Annotated in this window: 18 protein-coding genes and 1 riboswitch; of the genes, 13 read left to right on the top strand and 5 right to left on the bottom strand. The window is 71.3% G+C overall.

Features of this window, described 5'->3' with window-relative positions; translation table 11 throughout:
• Positions 1 to 70: 70 nt before the first annotated feature.
• From OP04_RS25505 to OP04_RS25475, 7 genes are all read left to right on the top strand, one after another.
• Positions 71 to 2446, top strand: coding sequence for a sensor histidine kinase (locus OP04_RS25505; protein ID WP_198153976.1), 2376 nt, complete (start codon positions 71 to 73; stop codon positions 2444 to 2446).
• Positions 2443 to 2874 (top strand): roadblock/LC7 domain-containing protein, encoded by a 432-nt coding sequence (locus tag OP04_RS25500; protein ID WP_033342368.1) that lies wholly within the window; start codon positions 2443 to 2445, stop codon positions 2872 to 2874. The genes OP04_RS25505 and OP04_RS25500 overlap by 4 nt, the downstream gene beginning before the upstream one ends.
• Complete coding sequence (locus tag OP04_RS25495; protein WP_033342367.1) at positions 2871 to 3299, top strand: DUF742 domain-containing protein; 429 nt, start codon at positions 2871 to 2873, stop codon at positions 3297 to 3299. Before OP04_RS25500 ends, OP04_RS25495 begins: the two co-directional genes overlap by 4 nt.
• Positions 3283 to 3885 carry a GTP-binding protein gene (locus tag OP04_RS25490; RefSeq protein ID WP_033342366.1) on the top strand — a complete coding sequence of 201 codons (603 nt, stop codon included), beginning with the start codon at positions 3283 to 3285 and terminating at the stop codon, positions 3883 to 3885. The genes OP04_RS25495 and OP04_RS25490 overlap by 17 nt, the downstream gene beginning before the upstream one ends.
• An 81-nt stretch (positions 3886 to 3966) precedes the next feature.
• Positions 3967 to 4106: riboswitch (SAM riboswitch) on the top strand.
• 11 nt (positions 4107 to 4117) lie between these two features.
• On the top strand, positions 4118 to 5377 hold the full coding sequence (gene thrC / locus OP04_RS25485) for a threonine synthase (RefSeq protein ID WP_408606782.1): 1260 nt from the start codon (positions 4118 to 4120) through the stop codon (positions 5375 to 5377).
• Between the two features lie 246 nt (positions 5378 to 5623).
• Positions 5624 to 6622: a GNAT family N-acetyltransferase gene (locus tag OP04_RS25480; protein WP_033342364.1), complete on the top strand. Its 999-nt coding sequence runs from the start codon at positions 5624 to 5626 to the stop codon at positions 6620 to 6622.
• Between the two features lie 109 nt (positions 6623 to 6731).
• On the top strand, positions 6732 to 7493 hold the full coding sequence (locus OP04_RS25475; RefSeq protein ID WP_232323737.1) for a hypothetical protein: 762 nt from the start codon (positions 6732 to 6734) through the stop codon (positions 7491 to 7493).
• A gap of 61 nt (positions 7494 to 7554) precedes the next feature.
• On the opposite strand, the gene OP04_RS25470 is transcribed toward OP04_RS25475, so the two are convergent.
• Positions 7555 to 8088: a GNAT family N-acetyltransferase gene (locus OP04_RS25470; protein WP_051798963.1), complete on the bottom strand. Its 534-nt coding sequence runs from the start codon at positions 8086 to 8088 to the stop codon at positions 7555 to 7557.
• A 285-nt stretch (positions 8089 to 8373) separates the two neighbouring features.
• Between OP04_RS25470 and OP04_RS25465 the strand changes: the two genes are divergently transcribed.
• The 4 genes from OP04_RS25465 (at position 8374) to OP04_RS25450 (ending at position 12169) form a co-directional block, all read left to right on the top strand.
• On the top strand, positions 8374 to 8577 hold the full coding sequence (locus OP04_RS25465) for a cold-shock protein (RefSeq protein ID WP_033342363.1): 204 nt from the start codon (positions 8374 to 8376) through the stop codon (positions 8575 to 8577).
• A gap of 211 nt (positions 8578 to 8788) precedes the next feature.
• Positions 8789 to 9448 carry a hypothetical protein gene (locus OP04_RS25460; RefSeq protein ID WP_033342362.1) on the top strand — a complete coding sequence of 220 codons (660 nt, stop codon included), beginning with the start codon at positions 8789 to 8791 and terminating at the stop codon, positions 9446 to 9448.
• A gap of 211 nt (positions 9449 to 9659) precedes the next feature.
• Positions 9660 to 11282, top strand: coding sequence for a chaperonin GroEL (groL, locus tag OP04_RS25455; protein ID WP_033342361.1), 1623 nt, complete (start codon positions 9660 to 9662; stop codon positions 11280 to 11282).
• A gap of 170 nt (positions 11283 to 11452) precedes the next feature.
• Positions 11453 to 12169, top strand: a complete 717-nt coding sequence (locus tag OP04_RS25450) for a hypothetical protein (RefSeq protein WP_033342360.1) — start codon at positions 11453 to 11455, stop codon at positions 12167 to 12169.
• Between the two features lie 108 nt (positions 12170 to 12277).
• Here the strand turns inward: OP04_RS25450 and OP04_RS25445 are convergent, their stop codons facing one another.
• Entirely contained in the window at positions 12278 to 14407 is a 2130-nt protein-coding gene (locus OP04_RS25445; RefSeq protein ID WP_033342359.1) for an IPT/TIG domain-containing protein, read from the bottom strand.
• A 349-nt stretch (positions 14408 to 14756) separates the two neighbouring features.
• On the opposite strand from OP04_RS25445, the gene OP04_RS25440 reads away from it, so the two are divergent.
• The gene (locus tag OP04_RS25440; protein ID WP_033342423.1) at positions 14757 to 15425 is read left to right on the top strand and encodes a pentapeptide repeat-containing protein; all 669 of its coding nucleotides are present in this window, start codon (positions 14757 to 14759) and stop codon (positions 15423 to 15425) included.
• Here OP04_RS25440 and OP04_RS25435 read toward each other — a convergent pair.
• The 3 genes from OP04_RS25435 to OP04_RS25425 all read right to left on the bottom strand — a co-directional run bounded on the left by OP04_RS25435 (position 15415) and on the right by OP04_RS25425 (position 19567).
• Positions 15415 to 16083: a glycosyltransferase family protein gene (locus tag OP04_RS25435; protein ID WP_157240316.1), complete on the bottom strand. Its 669-nt coding sequence runs from the start codon at positions 16081 to 16083 to the stop codon at positions 15415 to 15417. The two genes, OP04_RS25440 and OP04_RS25435, sit on opposite strands and share 11 nt — an antisense overlap.
• Before the next feature lie 62 nt (positions 16084 to 16145).
• Complete coding sequence (locus OP04_RS25430; RefSeq protein WP_033342357.1) at positions 16146 to 17084, bottom strand: GNAT family N-acetyltransferase; 939 nt, start codon at positions 17082 to 17084, stop codon at positions 16146 to 16148.
• Positions 17085 to 17086: 2 nt separating this feature from the next.
• A complete protein-coding gene (locus tag OP04_RS25425; RefSeq protein ID WP_408606781.1) occupies positions 17087 to 19567 on the bottom strand; it encodes a S8 family serine peptidase in 2481 nt (826 codons plus the stop codon).
• Between the two features lie 67 nt (positions 19568 to 19634).
• Between OP04_RS25425 and OP04_RS25420 the strand changes: the two genes are divergently transcribed.
• Positions 19635 to 21443 carry a glycerol-3-phosphate dehydrogenase/oxidase gene (locus OP04_RS25420; RefSeq protein WP_033342356.1) on the top strand — a complete coding sequence of 603 codons (1809 nt, stop codon included), beginning with the start codon at positions 19635 to 19637 and terminating at the stop codon, positions 21441 to 21443.
• Positions 21444 to 21456: the final 13 nt, after the last annotated feature.

The raw sequence follows: 21456 nt of genomic DNA, 5'->3' as shown, positions 1-21456 counted from the left end.
GATGCCCGAGCCCGTGGTTCACCGTCTGCTGCCAGACGGTGACGGGCACGGGTTTTCGGGAAGAGGCCACATGCGGGACAGTTCCGGTTCCACACCCATAGTCCCGGAGTGGAAGACCGCGGCGGGCGTCGCGGTGCGACCGCGCCGGAAACGCGAGGCCTCCATCCGGGGCCGGGTCGCCCGCCTGCTGGCGCTGCCGCTCGCCGTCATCATGCTGCTGCTCGGCGACCTGGTGATGAAGGAGATCGACGAGTACGGCGCCGCGGACCGCGCCACCGCCACGGTCGAGCTGAGCATGTCGGCCCAGGATCTGGTGCACGAGCTGCAGTACGAGCGGGACCTGACCGGCGTGGTGCTGGCCGGTGACACGGCACGGCGTGCGGATCTGGCCGCACAGCGCCTGCGGGTCGACGAGAGCCGGACCGCGCTGACCGGCCTCCGCGACGCGGAAGGACCGGGCCCGGAGGCGGTCTACGCGGTCGTGCAGCAGCTGGAGGAGCTCGGCGCGCTGCGGGCCGACGTCGACACCGGGCGCGCCGGGCGGCAGTCGGCGGTGCAGTCGTACACGGACCGGATCGCGGCCCTGAACCGGGTCGACGTCGGGCTGGACGCGCCGTTCCCGGACCCGGACCCGGAGCTGCGGCGCGGCCTCGCCGCGTTGCAGGCGCTCTCCGACGCGAAGGAGGCCGCCTCCGAGTCGCGCGGGCTGATCGGCGCGGCCTACGCGCGCGGCGGGTTCGCCGACGGCGAGCACGCGGCGCTGTCGACGGTGCTCGCGGCGGAACGCGTGGCGCTGGCCGAGACCTCCCGGTACGCCTCGGCCCGCGCGCTGGACCGGCTGAAGGACGCCACCACCGGCCCGGACGCGGCCGTGATCACCGCCGCCGAGCAGGCCGCGCTGGTCGCGCCGGGGGACTGGCCGCGCCGCGATCCGGCCGAGTGGCTGCGGGCGAGCACCGTGCTCGCCGGAGAGCTCGCCGAGGTGCGTGCCGTGGTCGCCGGCGATGTCCGGGACCGGACCGACGACCTGCGCGCGGAGGCCACGTTCGACCTGGCCGGGCTCGGGATCGTGATCCTGGTGGCGCTGGCCGGCGCGCTGCTGCTCGGCCGGTCCGCGTCGACCGGCATCACCCGGCCGCTGGCCAGGCTGGTCAGCGAGGCGGACGCGGCCGCCACCCGCCGGTTACCGGCCGCGGTCGCCGCGCTGCACACCGACGGCTCGTCCCCGGAGGGCGCTCCGCCGCCGGTGGCCGTCTCCGCGCAGGCCGGCGCCGAGATCAGGTCCGTGGCCGAGGCGCTGAACCGGCTGCAGGACTCCGCCTACGGGCTCGCCGCGGAGCAGGCCGTGCTGCGCCGGAACACCACGGACTCGATGGCGAACCTCGGCCACCGCAACCAGAACCTGCTCAGCCGCCAGCTCAGCTTCATCACCCGGCTGGAGCGCGAGGAGACCGACCCGGCCGGCCTCGCCAACCTGTTCGAGCTGGACCACCTGGCGACCCGCATGCGGCGCAACGCGGAGAGCCTGCTGGTGCTGGTCGGTGAGGCGACGCCGCGGAGCTGGTCCCGCCCGCTGCCCATGTCGGACGTGCTGCGGTCCGCGCTGGCGGAGGTGGAGGAGTACCGCAGGGTGTCGCTGCGCCGGATCGACGACGCGTTCGCCCCTGGCGCGTACGTGGCCGAGATGGCCCACATGGTCGCGGAGCTGGTCGAGAACGCGCTCACCTTCTCGCCGCCGGACTTCGACGTGGAGGTGCACGGGCGGTGGGTGGACGAGGAGTCGTACCTGATCGCGATCGTGGACCAGGGCGTCGGCATGACCGCGGAGGAGCTGGCACGGGCCAACGCGCGACTGGCCGGCGCGGAGTCGTTCACGGTCGCGCCGACCAGGTTCCTCGGTCACTACGTGGTCGGCCACCTCGCCCGGAAGCTGGGCGTGCAGGTGGAGATCTGCCAGTCGCCGGTGACCGGCACGACCGCGCGGGTGAAGGTCCCGGCGTCGTTGCTGGTGAGGGAGCCGGTGCAGGCCGCGCCGCCGCCGGTGGCCATGGTCCCGCCGCCGGTGGCGCTGGTCCCGCCGGTGGCCCTGGTGCCCCAGCGGCAGGCGTTGCAGCCACCGCAGCCACCGCAGCCGCCGCCCGCGCCCGAGGCCGACGTTACGCCGAACGGGCTGGTCAAGCGCGTGCCGAGGCATCGCCGTGGCGTCTCGGTGCCCCGGCAGGGCCCGCGCGGCGCGTCGAACGGGACGGCCGCCCGGCTCGCGGCCGAACGCCCGGCGCCGAGCGACATCGGCGCCACCATGACGGCGCTTCGCCGGGGCATGCAACTGGGCCGCGCGGCGGGCGCGGGCGACACCCGCGAAGGCCACATCCACGAAGGCGGCACCGACCGCGATGGCGATCCCGGCCGCGCCGGCGGCCCCGACTCCACTGGGGAGATTCGATGAGCACCGAAGCCGGACCCGGCACCACGGCACAGCGGTTCAACTGGCTGATAAGCAACTTCGTCCGGGGTACGGCCGGCGTGCGCGAGGCCGTCGCCGTCTCCTCGGACGGCATCCTGATCGCCACCTCGGCCGGCCTGGACCGGGCCGACGCCGACCATCTCGCCGCGGTCGTCTCCGGGCTGACCAGCCTGGCCCGCAGCGCCGCCCGCCGGTACGACTTCTCCGGCCTCAAACTGATCATGATCGAGATGACCTCCGGCTTCCTGGTCGTCTCCACGCTCGGCGGCGGCACCTGCCTCGGCGTTCTCGCGGACGGCGACTGCGACGTGTCGCTCATCGGCTACGAGATCGCGATGCTCGGCGAGCGCGTCGGCGACCTGCTCACCCCGGCGCTGATCGCCGAGTCCCGCCGGACGCTGCCGCGGTGAGCACGCCGGAGTTCCGCCCGCCGGACCCGCGGATGGTGCCGCCCTGGCGGCCCCCGGCCGAGCAGCGCCGCGACGTCACCCCGCCGGAGGAGATCGTCTCCGACGACGGCGTGATCCGTCCGTTCCTGCTGACCGGCGGGCGGACCCGGCCGCTGCGCGACGGACTGCGGCTGGAGACGCTGGTCCGGGCCGCGCCCGCCGCGCTCTCCGCGCCGCTGCGCTTCGAGCTGCTGCGCATCGTCCGGTTCTGTCAGGAGCCGCGGGCCGTCGCGGACGTCGCCGCTCACCTGCGACTGCCGATCGGGGTGACCCGGGTGCTGGTGGCGGACCTCGCGGCGGAGGACTACGTGACGGTGATGCAGCCGGTGGACGAGCTGCCCCTCGCGCTGATCGAAAGGATCGTCGACCGTGTCCGCGCCCTCTGACGTCTCCACCGCCGCGCCGGTGGTCGTGAAGATAGTGATCAGTGGCGGCTTCGGGGTGGGGAAGACCACCTTCGTGAGCGCCATCTCCGAGATCGAGCCGCTGCTGACCGAGGCGGACCTGACCGAGGTGTCGATCGGGGTGGACGACACCCGTGCCGTGGGTGGCAAGACCACCACCACGGTCGCGCTCGACTTCGGCCGGATCCACCTGGACGCGTCGCTGATGCTCTACCTGTTCGGCACGCCGGGCCAGGACCGCTTCTCGTTCCTCTGGGACGACCTGGTCGACGGCGCGCTCGGCGCGGTCGTGCTGGTCGACACGCGCCGCATCCAGGACAGCTATCCGGCCGTCGACTACTTCGAGGATCTGGGCGTCCCGTTCCTGCTGGCGGTGAACCCGTTCGACGGCGCGCCCCGGTTCGCGCTGGCCGAGGTGCGGGACGCGCTCGGCGTCGGGCCTGAGGTGCCGATCGCGGAGTGCGACGCCCGCGCCCGCGGTTCGGTCAAGGACGCGCTGGTGCTGCTGATGGAGCAGGTGCTGCGCCGCCGGATGCGGGCGCTGGCCGCGGGCGCGCCACGTGAGTGAACCGCGACGATTAGCTCACACCTCGGGATCGGCTGGTGGTGATCGCGAAACGCGGCCGTAAACTCGGACGCACAACTGAATACCTCATCCAGAGGGGCTTAGGGATACGGCCCGATGACGCCCCGGCAACCACCGCCGCCCGCGCTCGACGACGAGCGTGTGCGGGGAGCAGGTGCCAATTCCGTCCCCGTCACATGGTGTGGCGATGGGAAAGATGAGAGGAAACCTCCTCATGACGTCTGTCGTCAGTCCCGCTCGCGCGCTCGTCTGTCGTGGCTGTGGCGCCGAGTTCCCGCTCGCCGCGCAGCACGCCTGTTACGAGTGTTTCGGCCCGCTCGAGGTCGCCTACGACCAGGACGCGCTGAAGAAGGTCACCCGCGAGCAGATCGAGGCCGGCCCGGACAACATCTGGCGGTACGCCGCGCTGCTCCCCGCCGGTCAGAACCCGGACGAGCGCGTCACGCTGAACCCGGGCATGACGCCGCTGGTCGCCGCGCCCGCGCTCGCCGCGGAGCTGGGCATCACCGGCGCGCTCTGGGTCAAGGACGACTCCGCGAACCCGACGCACTCGTTCAAGGACCGGGTCGTCTCGGTGGCGCTCTCCGCCGCCAAGGGCCTGGGCTTCACCCGCTTCGCCTGCGCCTCCACCGGCAACCTGGCCAACTCCGTCGCCGCGCACGCGGCCCGCGCGGGTGTGCCGTCGATCGTGTTCATCCCGTCCGACCTGGAGCAGGGCAAAATCATCACCACCGCGGTGTACGGCGGTGAGCTGGTCGCGATCGAGGGCTCCTACGACGACGTGAACCGGCTGTGCGGCGAGCTGGTCGAGACGGACGAGTTCGAGGACACCGCGTTCGTGAACGTCAACGTCCGCCCGTTCTACGCGGAGGGCTCGAAGACGCTCGGCTACGAGGTGGCGGAGCAGCTCGGCTGGCGCATCCCGGAGCAGGTCGTGATCCCGATGGCCAGCGGTGAGCTGCTCACCAAGGTCGACAAGGCGTTCTCCGAGCTGGTCGAGATCGGCCTGGTCGAGGCGCCGGAGAACGGCTGGACCGTGTTCGGCGCCCAGTCCGCCGGCTGCAACCCGATCGCGGTCGCGCTGCACGAGGAGACGGACGAGATCCGTCCGGTGCGCCCGACCGGCATCGCGAAGTCGCTGAACATCGGCGACCCGGCTGCCGGCATCTACGCGCTGGAGGCGGTGCGGCGTACCGGTGGGTGGATGGACTACGCGGACGACGACGAGATCCGCGACGCGATCCGGCTGCTGGCGCGCACGACCGGCGTCTTCGCGGAGACCGCGGGCGGCGTGACCACGGCGGTACTGGCCAAGCTGGTGAAGTCCGGCAAGCTCGACCCGTCCAAGGAGACCGTCGTCTACAACACCGGCGAGGGACTGAAGACGCTGGACGCGGTGGCCGGCCTGGTCGGGCCGACGCACACGGTGAAGCCGTCGCTCAAGGCCGCCCGCGAGGCGGGTCTGCTGCGCTGATCGATCACCCTCCGGGGTGGATGATGATCACTGAGTGACGAATGTCTTGACGTGATCCGCGTTACCCCGCAAAATGCTCCGTGCGGGGAGACGTGACGCCGTAAGGGTTGCGGATCCTGAGTTTGGCAACAATCTCTTCTGCCGACCCGACGACCCCAGCGCTGATCGTTCATCGAGGTGCTGGTGCGCGCGTCTCCCCGACCAAAACCGCTCGCCCTCGCGTGGGCAGGTGTGCATTCTGCACCCATGACGATCGCCATCTCACCGTTCGATGTCGCCGACGACGCGAGCCTGGGGGAGGCGGTCGGCATCATGCGCGCCGCCTCCCCGGTCGATGATCCGGAGCTGCCGACGCTCAGCGCGCTCCGGGTCAGTGCCCGGTTCCGCAATCCGCAGGTCAACGAGCGCCGGCTCGCGTTCCTGGCCCGGCTGGACGGCGTCATCGCCGGCACCGGCCTGCTGATCCTGCCGGACGAGGTGAACCGGGACACCGCGATGATCGAGGTGGTGGTGCGGCCTTCGTCGCGACGGCGGGGCGTGGGCCGCGCGCTGCACGACCACCTGACCGCGCTGGCCCGCGCGGAGGGCCGCGTCACGGTGCTGGGCCACACGACGGAGTCGCTGTCCGGCGATTCGGTGGGCTCGTCGTTCGCGGAGACGCTGGGCTACCACCGGGCCTCGCCCGCGATCGGCCGGCTGCTGGACCTGGAGCAGGTGCCGGTGGAGGCGCTGCGCGCGCGGGTGGCGCCGCACCTCGGCGGCTACACGCCGGTGGTCTGGTCCGGCGAGGTGCCGGAGGCGGACGTGGCGGACATCGCCTACCTCAACGGGCGGCTGATGGTGGACGCGCCGACCGGCGACATCGAGTACGAGGGCGAGAAACCGGACCCCGAGGTGATTCGCAACTACGAGCGGACGTACCGGGACAAGGGTTCCACGCTCTTCCACGCGGCCATGCGCCACGACGCCACCGGCCGGCTGGTCGCGTGGACGATGATCGAGCAGCTGGACGAGCCGCGGTCGTGGGGGTGGCAGCAGATCACACTGGTCGACCCGGAGCACCGCGGGCATCGCCTGGGTCTGGCAGTCAAGATCGAAAACCATCTGCAGGTACGCGAGAGCGCGCCGGAACTGCGCTGGGTGCACGCCTGGAACGCGGCGGAGAACACCTACATGATCGCGATCAACGAGGCGCTCGGCTTCCGCCCGAACATGGCGACGGTGCACTGGCAGGCGCGGCTCTAGTTTCCCTCAGCTCCCGGCCGGCCCTGCCGATGAGTCCCCTATTGCCGGAAACGGGAGGGGTGTCATCGTGCGGGGCGGTCTGGGCGCTGTGCTGGTTCTCGTACTCTCGATGGTCTTCTGTCCCTCCGTGGCGCAGGCCGCGCCCGTGGCCTCCGCGGCGGAGGCCGCCGGTGCCGGTAAGAAGAGGCCGCTCTCCTACCGGGTGTTCGCCACACGGGAGGGCCTGGTCGGCGGCGTGACCGCGAACGGGCACGTGATCGTGGAGCGGGACCACTTCGTGGCGCTGCCGTCCCGGCTCGGGCTCTCCGCGCAGGGCTCCGGCGAGCGCACGGTCCGGGTCTGCGCGGACAACGGGCGCTGTGCGTACGCGCCGGTCTGGGACGTGGGCCCGTGGAACACCACCGACGACTACTGGAACGCGCCCCGCCAGACCTGGGCCGGACTGCAGCGCGGGAAGCCGCAGGCACAGGCGGCGTACGAGTCCGAGTACAACCAGGGCCGGGACGAGTTCGACCGCGCCGTGCTCAACCCGGCCGGCATCGACCTGGCGGACGGCACGTTCTGGGACGCGCTGCGGCTGACCGACAACTCCTGGGTGAGCGTCGATTTCCTGTGGACCGGCAACGCCAAGCGCGGCACGATCGTCACCGGCGACGGTCCGGTGCGGCTGCGGGCCGGCACCACCGGCGCCGCGGCCGAGGCGGGCATGGCGGCCGACACCGCGCAGGTGCCGATCCAGTGCCAGAAGCGCGGGCAGAAGGTCGCGGGCACGGTGCGGACCACGAACCTCTGGGACCGGCTCGCGCCCGGGACCTGGGTGTCGCACGCCTACGTCTCGGTGCCGGCCGGGGCCCGATTCCCCAAGTGCTGATGCTTACTCACTGTAATGGGCACGTATCTGTGCGGAGTTTCGCTTCTTCTGTGCCTATTCGTCAGGCGTCGCGGCGCATTTGCAGTTCGGTGAGACCCGCAATGACGGGGTGCGGTACTCGCACGCCGGTGTCCCGGAAACCGAGTCGTTCGTAGGCGCGGACCGCCCGGTCGTTGCCGCTCACCACCTCCAGCATCAGCTCGGGCCGGCGCTCGTCCCGCGACCACCGTGCCACCGCCTCGATCAGCGCCCCCACCAGGCCCGTTCCCCGTAGGCGGGGCGTCACGTAGACCGCGAAGACGACGGTCACCCGGCGGTCCGCGGCGAGCACGACGCCGCCCGCGTGGCCGACGAACCGTCCATCCTCGACGGCCACGAACTGTGCCGCCGATCCGGATCGGATGTTGTGTGCGATCTGCGCGCGGAAATGCTCGTGCGGTCGTGCCGCGGCCTCTGCCACCGTTTCCAGGAATGCGAGCGGAGAATCGGCGAGCATTTCCAGGCGAAGTGCCCGCATTCGCGCGGCGTCCGGGACCCGTACGCGTGCGATGGTGTGGGGTGCGGGGTGGCGTACCGGGGCAATGGTGCTGGTCATGTTGCTCTGCCTACCCGGAAGCGGGTGATCGGGCAACCTGTATCGACGAGAACGGTCCGTCCGGGTTCGTTCCTCTGTGGCCGCGGCAACGATCACCATCAGTAGCCGACCGTCGTCCACGGTGTCCGTTTTAGGGTAGTGCACGGTCGGTGTTGCTCGTGTAGCGTGCGGTTCGGCCGCAGTGTTTCGAGGACCAAGAGGGGCCCGGATCGGCGGCCCCGGATGAGCAGTTGCTTAAGCCGGGGGGTTGGCGCAACCAGCACCATAGAAGTGAGGAAGTGCACCGTGGCACAGGGCACCGTCAAGTGGTTCAACAGCGAAAAGGGCTACGGTTTCATCGCGGTTGACGGGGGGCAGGACGTCTTCGTCCACTTCTCCGCGATCGAGATGGACGGCTACAAGGCGTTGGACGACGGGCAGCGAGTGGAGTTCGAGATCGCGCAGGGTCAGAAGGGGCCGCAGGCGGAGAAGGTGCGGGTCATCGCCTGATTCGCCGGTGGCGGCCCGGCCGGGCCGACCCCCTCCCATCTCCCATTCGGGGCGTCGCTCCTCACGTCGGTGAGGCGGCGCCCTACTCATGTCCGGGGTCTGATTACCCTTCTCGTCATACGTTGATGAACATCAAACTGACAATCCAGCTCCGCTAATACCCTTCGCGTCACTAGCTGCATCAGGCAGCTTTTTTTGAGGAGCACCACCGGTGGGTTACCCGCCAATCGCACAGCCCTTTTACTACAACGCCGCCAACAACCCGAACGACCCCCTCGTCAACCAGCCCGGCGCCGGACTGTCCGGCTGGTTCGCACTAATCATGGCGACGCTCAATCGGAGCCGGCGAAGCGTCTTTTCGATCATCCTGGCCACGCAGGTTCTTCCCGCGCTCGCGTTTCTGCTGCTTGCCGCCGCTCTGGAGTTCGCGACTTCCGCTGGGGAATCCGGCGACGCACAGCCCTTCCTCGATATCTCCTCCGGGATGGCGGTCGGCGGGCTCGTGCTCACCTTTGTGCTGTCGCTGGAGCTGATCCGGTGGCAGGCGGTCGGCTGGGCCGGCGGCACCTGGGCCGTCACCACCGAGGCCGCGACCGGGCGGGACGTGGGTCTCGGCGCCGCGATCCGGTCCGGGCTCTCCCGGGGGAAGGAACGGTTCGGCTTCTTTCTGCCGGCCGGGCTGCTGACGCTGCCCGCCGCCGCGTTCGGGCTCGTTGCGATCACGATCACCTACGCGGAGCGGCGTGCTCGCTGGGCGCCGGTCACCACCCCGCAGCCGGCCGCGAGGCTCGGTGGAGAGCGGTCGCGGGACTACGGACCGTGCTTGCACTCGCATGGGCAGAGTGCTAAAAAAGGTTCTGGCACTCGCTGATGGTGAGTGCCAACAGGTCGGGACGGTGGGGTCACGTCCGAGGGGCCGCCGCGAGGCGGTTCACGAGGGGGTGGCCGGTCGTCGCGGGCTTATCCGGCCCGGCCGGCGGACGACGTCCATTTGCAGGTGACATCGTTCGAAGGTGCGTTAGCGAGGCGGCATGCCGGCGGACAACTCCGGGTGCCGTGAGTGTCCAGGAGGACAACGCCGTATGGCCAAGATTATCGCTTTCGACGAGGAGGCGCGCCGCGGACTCGAGCGGGGCATGAACACCCTCGCCGACGCCGTCAAGGTGACGCTGGGCCCGAAGGGCCGCAACGTCGTGCTCGAGAAGAAGTGGGGTGCCCCCACCATCACCAACGATGGTGTGAGCATCGCCAAGGAGATCGAGCTCGAGGACCCCTACGAGAAGATCGGCGCCGAGCTGGTCAAGGAGGTCGCGAAGAAGACGGACGACGTTGCCGGTGACGGCACGACGACCGCGACCGTCCTCGCCCAGGCGCTGGTCCGCGAGGGCCTCCGCAACGTCGCCGCCGGCGCGAACCCGCTTGGTCTCAAGCGTGGCATCGAAGCCGCCGTGGCGAGCGTCTCCGAGGGCCTGAGCCAGCTGGCGAAGGACGTCGAGACCAAGGAGCAGATCGCCTCCACCGCCTCCATCTCCGCCGGTGACAGCACCGTCGGCGAGATCATCGCCGAGGCGATGGACAAGGTCGGCAAGGAAGGCGTCATCACCGTCGAGGAGAGCAACACCTTCGGCCTCGAGCTCGAGCTCACCGAGGGCATGCGCTTCGACAAGGGCTACATCTCGCCCTACTTCTGGACCGACGCGGAGCGTATGGAGGCCGTCCTCGACGACCCGTACATCCTCATCGCGAACAGCAAGATCTCGTCGGTCAAGGACGTTCTCCCGATCCTGGAGAAGGTCATGCAGTCGGGCAAGCCGCTGCTGATCATCGCCGAGGACGTGGAGGGCGAGGCCCTGGCCACCCTGATCGTCAACAAGGTGCGCGGCACCTTCAAGTCCGTCGCCGTCAAGGCGCCCGGCTTCGGCGACCGCCGCAAGGCCATGCTGACCGACATCGCGATCCTGACCGGCGGCCAGGGCATCAGCGAGGAGCTCGGCCTCAAGCTGGAGGGCGTCACGCTCGACCAGCTCGGTCGCGCCCGCAAGGTCCAGGTCACCAAGGACGAGACCACCATCGTCGACGGTGCCGGCGACGCCGACCAGATCAACGGCCGGGTCGCCCAGATCCGCGCCGAGATCGAGAAGTCGGACTCCGACTACGACCGTGAGAAGCTGCAGGAGCGCCTGGCCAAGCTGGCCGGCGGCGTTGCGGTCATCAAGGTCGGCGCGGCCACCGAGGTCGAGCTCAAGGAGCGCAAGCACCGCATCGAGGACGCCGTTCGCAACGCGAAGGCGGCCGTCGAGGAGGGCATCGTGCCCGGCGGTGGCGTGGCGCTGGTCCAGGCCGGCAAGACCGCGTTCGACAAGCTGGACCTCGTCGGCGACGAGGCCACCGGTGCGAACATCGTCAAGGTCGCGCTGGACGCCCCGCTGCGTCAGATCGCGGTCAACGCCGGCCTCGAGGGCGGCGTCGTCGTGGAGAAGGTGCGCAACCTGGAGGCCGGTTTCGGTCTCAACGCCGCCACCGGTGAGTACGTCGACCTGCTCAAGGCCGGCATCATCGACCCGGCGAAGGTGACGCGTTCCGCGCTGCAGAACGCGGCCTCGATCGCGGCCCTGTTCCTCACCACCGAGGCTGTGGTGGCGGACAAGCCGGAGAAGAACCCGGCCCCGGCCGGCGCCCCCGACGGCGGAGGCATGGACTTCTAAGTCCAACCCTGCACTACCTGAACGGGCGGGTCGCTTCGGCGGCCCGCCCGTTTGCTGTTCGCCTATTTAGCGGAAAATGTCCGTTTCGCATGAAAGCCTGGGGTTTCGGGGCCCGCCTATCGCGACCTCCGCGGGTGTGGCCCGGCAGCCGAAACCCGTAGAGGACTGACATGCGCGACGAAGAAGGCCCGCGGACCTACACCTCCGCGGCAGCACGCCGCCTGCGGCGCCTGCGCCGGCCGAAGCAGCAGATGATCGCGGGCGCGGTGGGCGTGCTCGCGGTCCTGGGCGTGGGCGGCGGCATCATCGCCTCGCAGGCCCGCGAGCCCGGCGCGGTGGACACCGTGGACGTGGGCGCACCCGCGCCGCCTACCGCGGCTCCCTCGCCCGCTCCGTCCTCACCCTCGCCGTCGCCTTCGGTGTCACCGTCGGCGCCGGCGTCGAGCGCGGCGCCGGTGAAGACCACGGCGGCGGCCGAGAAGGCCGAGCCGGACGAGGGCAAGGCGGCGGCCTTGCCGAAGCCGACGCAGACGCTGCGCGCGGTGCCGCACAACAACACGGTCAAGGATTCCGAGGTCGAGGTCGACGAGACCATCTCCCCGAACGGGCGCAAGCGGCTCAAGGTCGCTTCCGCCCGCGCGGACCTGACCGGCTATCGCGAACTGTCCTGGGTGACCGAGAAGCGTGAGCAGCACGGCGACGCCGAGTGCACCAAGACGATCCGGCTCAGCCCGGACGTACCCCCGAGGGAACGCCCGACGCTGCTGCTCTGCTGGCGGCTCAGCGGCACCAGGAGCGTCTACACGGTCGCGGTCGACATGGACGGTAAACCGGATCCGGAGGAGAGCCTGGTCGCGTTGGAGAAGCGCTGGGCGACGCTCGGCTGAGAGAACGTGCGGGCCGGCCGCTGATCAGCGGCCGGCCCCGGATATGCGACCGCCCGGGGGAGGTCCCCCGGGCGGCGCGTCAAGCGGGTGATGCGGTTGTCAGGCCGATCAGTACGGCGCGACCGTGAACGTCGAGCCGCTGGTGATCAGCGAGCGCGAGATCGCGGCGGCCGGAACAGAGGCGGCCGAGATGCCGCTGGCGACGACCGTGATCGTGTACGTGCCCTCGGGAACCGCGCCCTGACCGGCGACCGGTGGCGTCGCGTTGGTCACGCTGTCGTTCAGGTTCAGCGTGCAGAGCAGTTCGAGGTCGCTGATCACGAGCACACTGCCGCACTCCTGGATCTGCGGGATGGTCTTGATGCCGTTGCCGGCACCGGTCTCCAGCGGGTTGTAGGCGGTCGCGCTGCCGGTGCCGCCGCGAACCAGGTAGACGTGGGCGTCGGCGTTGTTGCCCACCACGGTCGGGTTGGCGAACCCGATGCTGCTGAAGCCGGCGCCGAGGACGTCCAGCGTGACGCTGGTCGTGCCGGACGGCGCGGTGTTCGGCGTGACCGTGATGCCGAACGTGTAGTCGAACGCGGACGTCTTGGTCTTGGTGCCCGCCTCGGTGGTGACGGTGAGCGAGAGGCCGATGCCGGACGCGTGCGGCGTGGTGGTACCGGTGAACGTGGTGCTGCTGGCGACCACGATGTTCGTGATCGGGCTGCCGGCGATCGATGCGGTCAGGCCGGGCGTGAAGCCGGTACCGGTGATCGTGACCTCGCTGCCACCCTGGGCCGGGCCGCCGGTCGGCGAGATGGTGCTGACGGCCAGCGCGGCGCCGACCCGGTAGGTCGAGGTGCCGACAAGCGTGCTGCTACCGGCCGAGCCGTTGTAGACACACACGTTGTAGCTGGTGGTCGACGCCACGGTGTCGTGGACGACCGTCGTCGGTACCGTGATGGCGGCCTTGGTGTTCGAGATGCGGACCGGGCCGGTCGCGGCGAAGTTGCTGCCGGTGGTCGTGTACTTCGACGGGCAGGCCGCCTTGGACAGCGTGGCGCCCGGGGTGGTCACACCGAGCAGGAAGTTCTGCGTCGAGTTGACCGTGATCGTGGTGGCCGTGGCGGTGGACCCGGAGTCCGGGTTCAGCGTCAGCGTCGGCACGCTCGGCGTGTAGGTGTCGCCGCTGGCGCCGATGATGGCGCTGGAGCTGGACGCGTTGCTGACGTAGGCGCACACGTTGTAGACGTTCGGCACCAGCACACCGGTCGGCACGGTGATCGTGGCGACGTCGGCCGTCTTCGTGAACGTCGCGATCAGGTCGCTGTCCGGCGTGCCGTAGGTGCTGGGGCAGGTCGGCGCGGCCGAGAACACGATGGCCGGCGAGCCGGTGAACAGGCCGGTCGCGGTACCGGTGATCGAGTTGCCGCCCGCGTTCTTGCCGGTCATGGCGCTCAGCGTGATCTGCGGGTACTTCGGCGTGTAGAGCGCGTCGCCGACGCCGATCAGCAGGCTGGTGCCGACCGTGGTGCCGTTGTAGAGGCACACCTTGTAGGTGCTGGGTGCGGCCGCGGTGGCCGGGATCGTGATGGTCGCGACGTCCGCCGAGGTCTTCACGGTGGTGGCCACGATGTTCGCGCCCGTGGTCGTGTAGGTGCCGGCGCAGACCGTCGGGTTCAGCACAGAGCCGACCGTGGTGCCGGTGCCGATCAGCGCGGTCGAGGTCAGCGTGACCGTGTTGCCGCCGCCGGCCGGGCCGGTGGTCGGCGCGAGGACCGGCGCGTAGTGGGTGCGGTAGGTGACGGTCGCGCTCGCGTTGCTGCCGATGAGCGGCGACGAGGTGGTCGTCGCGCCGCTGCCGGAACCGTAGATGCACACCTTGTAGGTGGTGGGCACGGCGGCGAGGACCGGCACCGTGATGTCCAGGTCATCGGTCGGGCTGGTGCCGGCCGCGACGCTGGTGGCCTTGATGTTGGTGGCCGTCACGGTGCCGGCCGTGGCGGGGCAGGTCGTCGACGCGACGAAACGCGCCTCGGTCGTGGTCGCGGGCGTGCTGATACCGGTGAGAAGGCCGGGGCCGGAGGCGGTGATGACGTTCGTGCCGGTGGTCGGGCCGGTCGGGGGGCTCAGCGTGACCGCCGTGCTGGCGGCGAGTGCGGGTGGAGCTGCGGCGAGCAGTACGGCGGCTACCGCACCCGTCGCGATGCCGGCTCGAAGCAGCCGGCGGCCGGTTGTTGGCTGGGACTTGCGCATGCGTGGTCCTCCTACGGCTATTAACCGCATAGTTCGGCTTTGTCGGTCCTGACCCGCATGCGTGTGCTGTGTCGGGTCGTCCCGTTTAGCGCTGTACGGAAGCGCGGCCGTGTACCTTGGGTGATCAGAAGATAACCGAACGTGACCCGCGATGGTCTGAAGTCGCCAACTTTGCGGCTTTGGGGGTTCTTGTGGGAGTCCGACCGAGCACCCTATCCCAAGAGCGGATTTTTCCGGATGTTTGGTGCCGTGACTGGCTAGGCTCGCTTTCGGGCTTGTAGCGCTACGCCGCCCTGGGCGAGAGGGCAGGACGATCCGCAATCACGGCGCTAGGCTCGGTCGCGTGGAGATGGTGAGCGCCGAGGAGCAGGGGATCGTCGCGCCCGGCCTCGACCCGCGCGAGCTCGACCCGGTGTCCGAGCCGCCGCTGACCGACCTGACCGACGCGTTCGTCTCCGGGGCCGACTGGTCCGGGCTGGAGCTGGCCGGCGTCCGGCTGACCCGGTGCTACCTGACCGACGTGGAACTGCTCGAGGCCGACTGGCGCAACGTGCGGCTCACCGAGTGCGTGCTCGACCGCGTCGACCTCTCCAGTGCGTACCTCCGCGAGCTGACCATGGATCGCTGTGAGCTGATCGGCTGCCGGCTGACCGGCGCGCAGCTCTTCGACGGCACGCTGCGGGACGTCACGTTCGAGGACTGCCGGCTCGACTTCGCGGTGTGGGAGGCGGTGCAGGCCACGGGCCCGGTCACCTGGGTCGGCTGCAACCTGGACAAGGCGTCGCTGACCCGCTGCCGCCTGACCACGGCCGCGTTCAGCGACTGCCGGATGAAGGACCTCGAGCTGGTCGACTGCGACCTGGAGGGCGCCGACCTGCGCGGCAACGTGCTGTCCGGGATCAACGGCGTGCCCAGCCTGTACGGCGCCAGGATCGGCCGGGACCAGCTGGCCGACATCACCGAGCTGGCGGTCCGTGATCTGAACCTGACGGTCGAGTCCGAGGCGGTCAGCTGGTAGTCACCCGGCCGCGGAACGCGGGGTGCCGCGCGTAGTCCGCGGCCTGGTCGATCGGGTCCGTCAGGTCGTCGATCTGCACGAACCACGGCGCCCGCACCTCGTGCACCTCCCACGGCGTGCCCTGGACCGCGCAGAGCAGCATCCAGCCCGCGTGGCGCAGGCAGTGGCCGACCGAGTGCTCGTAGTGCACCTCGGTCAGGTGCCGGTCCAGCTCCGCGTGGTGCTCCGGCCAGAACGAGGTGGCGAAGACCGCACCCCAGTCGTTGCCGGTGTACGGCGACGCGCCCTCCCGCCCGAAGATGCGGATCGCACGATCGGCGGTGTCCGCGATCGTGGCGACGGCCGGGTTCGTGAAGTAGATGTCGCCGAGCAGCAGCACGGTCCGGTCGTCCGGGGACCAGAGGTCGCGCGTCGAGGCGTACTCGCTGGGGTAGTCGCCGCCGCGCACGTGCCGGGTGACGCCGGGCAGCGCGGAGAGCACGTCGAACCGGGGGTCGTCCGGGAGCGTGACGTGGACGTCGTCGCTGATCGCGCGCGCCTGCTCGATCGTGTGCACCAGCATCGGCGCGCCGTCCAGCGGCGCGAGTTGTTTGGGCACGCCGAGGTGGTTGGCCCACTTCGGGTCGTCCCCGTCGGACGCCGCGATGATCACTCGCACCGGCGTAACCCCCAGTCGTGTCAGGACAAGACCGGGGGTATGGCCAGATTATCCCGAAAAGGTCAGAGCTGTTTGCGGTACAGGAAGAACACTCGCTCGATCCGCGCGCCGGCCGCGCCGGAGTAGAACGGCAGCGGGCCGACCCAGCCGATCTCCACCCGCTCGTGCCCGTGCGCGCGCTGATCCGCCAGACAGCGCCGGAGCAGCACGCCGCCGATCCCGAGCCCTTCCGCGGTCGAGGCGGTGCCCATCGGGCCGAACCAGCTGGGCCGCGACGACCCGTACGCCGCGAAACCGAGGATCTCGCCGTCGCGCTCGGCGATGTGGCAGCCGGCCCGGTCCCGGCCGATCGAGTCGGTGATCTCGCCGGGCCAGTCGCCGCCGAAGTTCCGCGTCGCGAAGTCGATCAGCCGGGGGATGTCGTCGCGGACCGCAGACCGCACCGTGACACCGCCGTCCGCCAGCCGCTTCTCCGCCGTGGCGGTCTCGCGCAGCGCCCTGGAGCCAGCCACCAGGTGCGCGGTCATGTTCCACGCGGTGCGGTCCTGCTCGTAGCCGAGCGCCATCGCGGTGCAGACCGCGGGCGTGTAGCGCACGTCGATGCCGGGCCACGCGTAGTACGGCGAGTTGCCCGCGATCAGCACCTCCGCGGCGCCGAGCCCGGCCAGTCCGGCCTCCGCGCGCACGATCAGCGCCCGCCCGATGCCGCGCCGGCGCGCGTCCGGCCGTACCGCGATCAGGTCGATGTGGCCCACGCTCGGGTCGCGTTGCGCTATCGAGCACAGCACCGTGCCGAGCACGAGCCCTTCAGGATCAAGGGCAACATAGCCGAGGGTACGGTGCTGGGCCGGCGATTCCGGGGCCGGGCGCTCGCGCAGGCGCAGCACGATCTCGGCCGCCTCCGCCGCGTCCTCCGGCAGGTCCAGCGCGCCGGCGCACAACGTCACCACGGCCGGCACGTCGTCCTCGGTCAGTTCCCTGATGGCGAACTCGGCATCCACGATCAAGATCCTAGAGCCTCCGCGACCGCCGCCTGCGCGTCCACCAGCCCGGTCCCGACCTCGTTGGAGGCCGCGCCGCAGTCGCCGGTGGACGGCACCGGCGTGGTGTTACCGGTGATCAGCGCGCGCGTCCGGGCCAGGTCGCCGATCAGCGCGGGCTGCGCGGACCAGAGCAGCGCGACCTCGCCGGCCACGTGCGGCGTCGCCATCGAGGTGCCGCTGTTCGCGCCGTAGGTGCCGCCGGGCATCGCGGAGAGCACGTCCTCACCGGGCGCCATCACCTCCGGCTTGGCCGCGCCGCCCTCGGCCGGGCCTCGGCTGGAGAAGCTGCTCACGTCGCCGCCGCTGTTGACGGCGCCGACCGTGAGCACGTCCGCGTACGGCGCCGGCGGGTCGTCGATCGAGTCGCAGGACGGCCCGCTGTTGCCGGCCGCGGCCACGAACATGATCCCGGCGGCCGTGAACGCGGCCGTGGCCTGCTGCAACGTGGTCAGGTCGCAGCCTTCGAGGTCCGGGCAGCCCCACGAGTTGGTCAGCACGTGCGGCGCGCGCGGCGGCCGCCCGTCCGTGAACGCGTCGCCGCCGGGCGGGAACGGCGCCAGCATGAACTGCAGGCAGTCCAGGTATCGGGTCGGGCTGCCGAGGTTGCGGTCCAGGTTCACGCAGCCGACCCAGGTCGCCTCCGGGGCCACGCCGATGCCGTTCGCGCCGACCGCGGAGCCGATCGTGTGCGTGCCGTGCCCGCCGTGGTCGGTGGGAGTGGCGGTGTGGTTCCACGGGTCGTACCAGGAGTCGTCCCCGCCGCGGAACGTGCTGCGCAGCGCCGGGTGTTCCCCGTCCACGCCGGAGTCGGACGTGCCGACCACGATGCCGGCGCCGCGCACGTTCGCCTGCTCCCAGACCAGGTCCGCCTTCATCGCGCGGATCGCCCAGGTCGGTCCGGACGGCGCCGCGTCCGCACCGGTGCTGGTCTCCACCGGCTCCGGCAGCGGGCGCAGCAACGGGCTGGGCCGGACCTCGGCCACGTCGTCGCGCGACTCCAGCCAGGCGCGCACGCCCGTGCCGGCATCCACCTCTACCGCGTTGACCAGGTAGTACGGCGTGTAGTCCAGGCGCAGCCGGTCGAGGGCGGCGCGCAGGTCCCGCTGGCTGGCCTCCGCGTGCGCGACCAGCGCGCGGTAGACGTCGGTGACGCGGGCGTCGCGTCCGGTCTGGCCGGTCCGGGTGGTGTCCACGCCGGAGAGGTCGGGCTGGTCCGCCATGATCACGAAGAGCCGGTCGCCGAAGAGGCCGGGCGTGCCCGGGACCGCGTAGACCACGCCGGCGGCGGCCAGCAGCAGCACCGCCACGCCGGCCGCGACCGGGGTCCGGGCCCGGCGCACGCCACCGGCCAGGATCAGGCCGTAGGCGAGGCCGGCGACCAGCGCGACCAGCCACATGCAGAGCGCGGCCACGCCGGTCCAGTACGGCACGTCGCGCCCGGAGAGCAGCAGCGTGATCTCCTCCGGGTCCACGAAGGCCAGCGGACCGGTCGCGGCCGCGGTCACGATCAGCGCGACCGGGCCGGAGACGCGCCGGCGGCCGGGACGCGCGGGCGGGAGTCCGGCCCGCGCGTAGGGCTGCAGTGCGGCGGCGGCGAACGCGGCGATCGGGATCATCAGCATCGCCAGGTCGGTGCCGGCCTGCCCGGCGCCGCCCGCGATCCCGGCCAGCGCCACGCCCGCGACCAGGCCGCCGACCAGCACGATCCGGGGGCCGCCGCGTCCGCCGTACGCGCGCCAGAACGGCTCGTCGAGCACGGACGCGGCGAACCAGCCGATCGAGGCGGCCGCCGCGACCGCGAGCACGGTCTCGGCGAGTCCGCCCAGCGCACCGGCCCACAGCCACGGCGTGAGAATCGCCAGGCCCGCGCCGAGCGCGAGCAGCAACGCGGGCCGACGGCTGTCCGAAATCACCTCAATTGCCGAAGACGACTCTTCGGAAATTTCACCTATATGGGGAGTACGGCCGAACAGCCGGAGCAGCAGCGCGCCGAGCGACGCCACCATCGCGAGCGCCAGCAGATAGAACTCGTGCTCCAGCGTGGGCACCAGCCGCAGCAGGCTGAACACGCCGAGCGCGCCGGCACCCAGCAGCCACGCCCGCCCGGCCGCCCGCACGCCCACGGACTTCGGCAGCAGCGCCAGCAGCAGGCTCGGGATCGCGGCCAGCACCGCGGCCACGACACCGCAGATCGCGGCCACACCGGGCGTCGCGTCACCGGTCGTGGCCAGGCCGAGCTGCTCGACGAACCAGCCGATCCACTGTGCGGTCACGGTGACCGCGACGAACCACAGACCTGCGAAGACGGCGCCGACCACGGGCCACGGATTGGCCCGCGGCGGACCCGGGTCCCACGGCGGCGGCATCTGCGGTCCCCAGGGCTGCATCGGCGGCATCGGGACCGGCTCCGGGAACGGCAGAGGGGGGCCGGGCACAGTCATGATCCGCACAGTACGGCTACAGCGTCACAGGAGTGGGGTTACGGTGGGACACGTGCGTGACCCTGCCGTGTCTCGATACACCGCCGGCCAGCTCTCCCCGCTGCGCCGCGCCGCCGACCTCCGCCGCCTGCGCAGCGAGCGCTTCGACGTGCTCGTGATCGGCGCCGGCGTGACCGGTGCCGGTGCCGCGCTGGACGCCGCCTCACGAGGGCTCAAGGTAGCCCTGATCGAGGCGCGCGACCTGGCCGCCGGCACGTCCAGCCGATCCTCCAAACTGATCCACGGTGGCCTGCGCTACCTGGAGCAGCTGGAGCTGCACCTGGTGCACGAGGCGCTGACCGAGCGGGGCCTGCTGGCCACCCGCATCGCGCCGCACCTGGTCAGGCCGGTGCCGATCCTGGTGCCGCTGGAGGGCCGGGAGGGGCCGCGCGAGTGGCCCGGCCGTGCGTTCCGCCGCGCCTACTACGGGGCCGGCGTCGCGGCGTACGACGTCTTCGCCGGCATCTTCGGCGGCGGCCGTGGCATGCCGCTGCACCGGCACCTGACCCGCACCGGCGCCCGCGAGATCTTCCCGAGCCTCCGGCCGGACGTGCTGACCGGCGCCATCCGCTACTACGACGGCCAGGTCGACGACGCGCGCCTGGTGGTCAACGTGGCACGCACCGCGGCCAGCCTCGGCGCGGCCGTGGTCACCAGCGCGCGCGTCACCGGCCTGCTCCGCCAGGCCCGCGAGGTCACCGGCGTGCGCATCCGGGACATGGAGGCGCCGGCCGGCTCGCCGGACGCGGAGTTCGAGGTCCGGGCGCGCACGGTCATCGCGGCCACCGGTGTGTGGAGCGACGACATCACGCGCATGCTGCGCGAGGTCGGCGTCCGGCCAGGGCTGCGGGTCCGTGCGTCCAAGGGCGTGCACCTGGTGGTGCCGCGCTCCGCCATCACCGGCGAAGCCGGGCTCATTCTGCGTACCGCCAAATCCGTGCTCTTCGTGATCCCGTGGGGCGGCCACTGGATCATCGGGACCACGGACACGGACTGGGAGCTGGACCGGTCGCACCCGGCCGCGTCCGGAAGCGACATCCAATACCTGCTCGACCAGGTCAACAAGGTGCTGGACCGGCCGTTGAGCACGGACGACATCCAGGGCGTCTACGCCGGGCTGCGGCCGTTGCTGGCCGGCGAGGCGGATTCGACGTCCCGCCTCTCCCGCGAGCACGCGGTCGTGGAGCCGATGCTCGGCCTGCTGCTGGTCGCCGGCGGCAAGTACACGACGTACCGCGTGATGGCGGAGGACGTGGTGGACAAGGCCGCGCGGCGGCTCGGCGCGACCGTGCGCCCGTCCCGCACGTCGCAGCTGCCGCTGATCGGCGCGGACGGTTACGCCGCGGCCTGGCGCGACCGGGCCGACCTGGCCCGCCGCCACCAGATGCCGGTCGGCGTGATCGAGCACCTGCTGGAGCGCTACGGCACGCTGGCCATGCACCTGATCGCCATGATCGACGCGGACCCGCTGCTGGCCTCGCCGCTGACCGGCGCGCCGGAATACCTGGCGGTCGAGGTCGCCTACGCCGCCCACGCGGAGGGCGCGCTGCACCTGGACGACGTGCTCACGCGGCGCACCCGCATCTCGTTCGAGACCGCGGACCGCGGCACGGAGAGCGCGGAGCAGGCCGCCGAGATCATGGGCAACGTGCTCGGCTGGGACGAGGCGGTGCGCGCCCGCGAGGTCGAGCACTACCTGGCCCGGGTCGCGGCCGAGCGCCAGTCGCAGCTGATGCCGGACGACCTCACCGCGGACGCGGCCCGTCTCGGCGCCGCCGACGTGCGCGGCTTCGCGGCCGACCGCAACGAGGCCGTGGAAGAGCTGCCGAAGATCTGACGCCGGGGGCGGG

Source organism: Catenuloplanes japonicus (assembly GCF_000717135.1).
Lineage (GTDB): Bacteria > Actinomycetota > Actinomycetes > Mycobacteriales > Micromonosporaceae > Catenuloplanes > Catenuloplanes japonicus.
The sequence above is the reverse complement of the archived record's forward strand: the minus strand, read 5'-3'. Positions and strand labels throughout refer to the sequence as shown.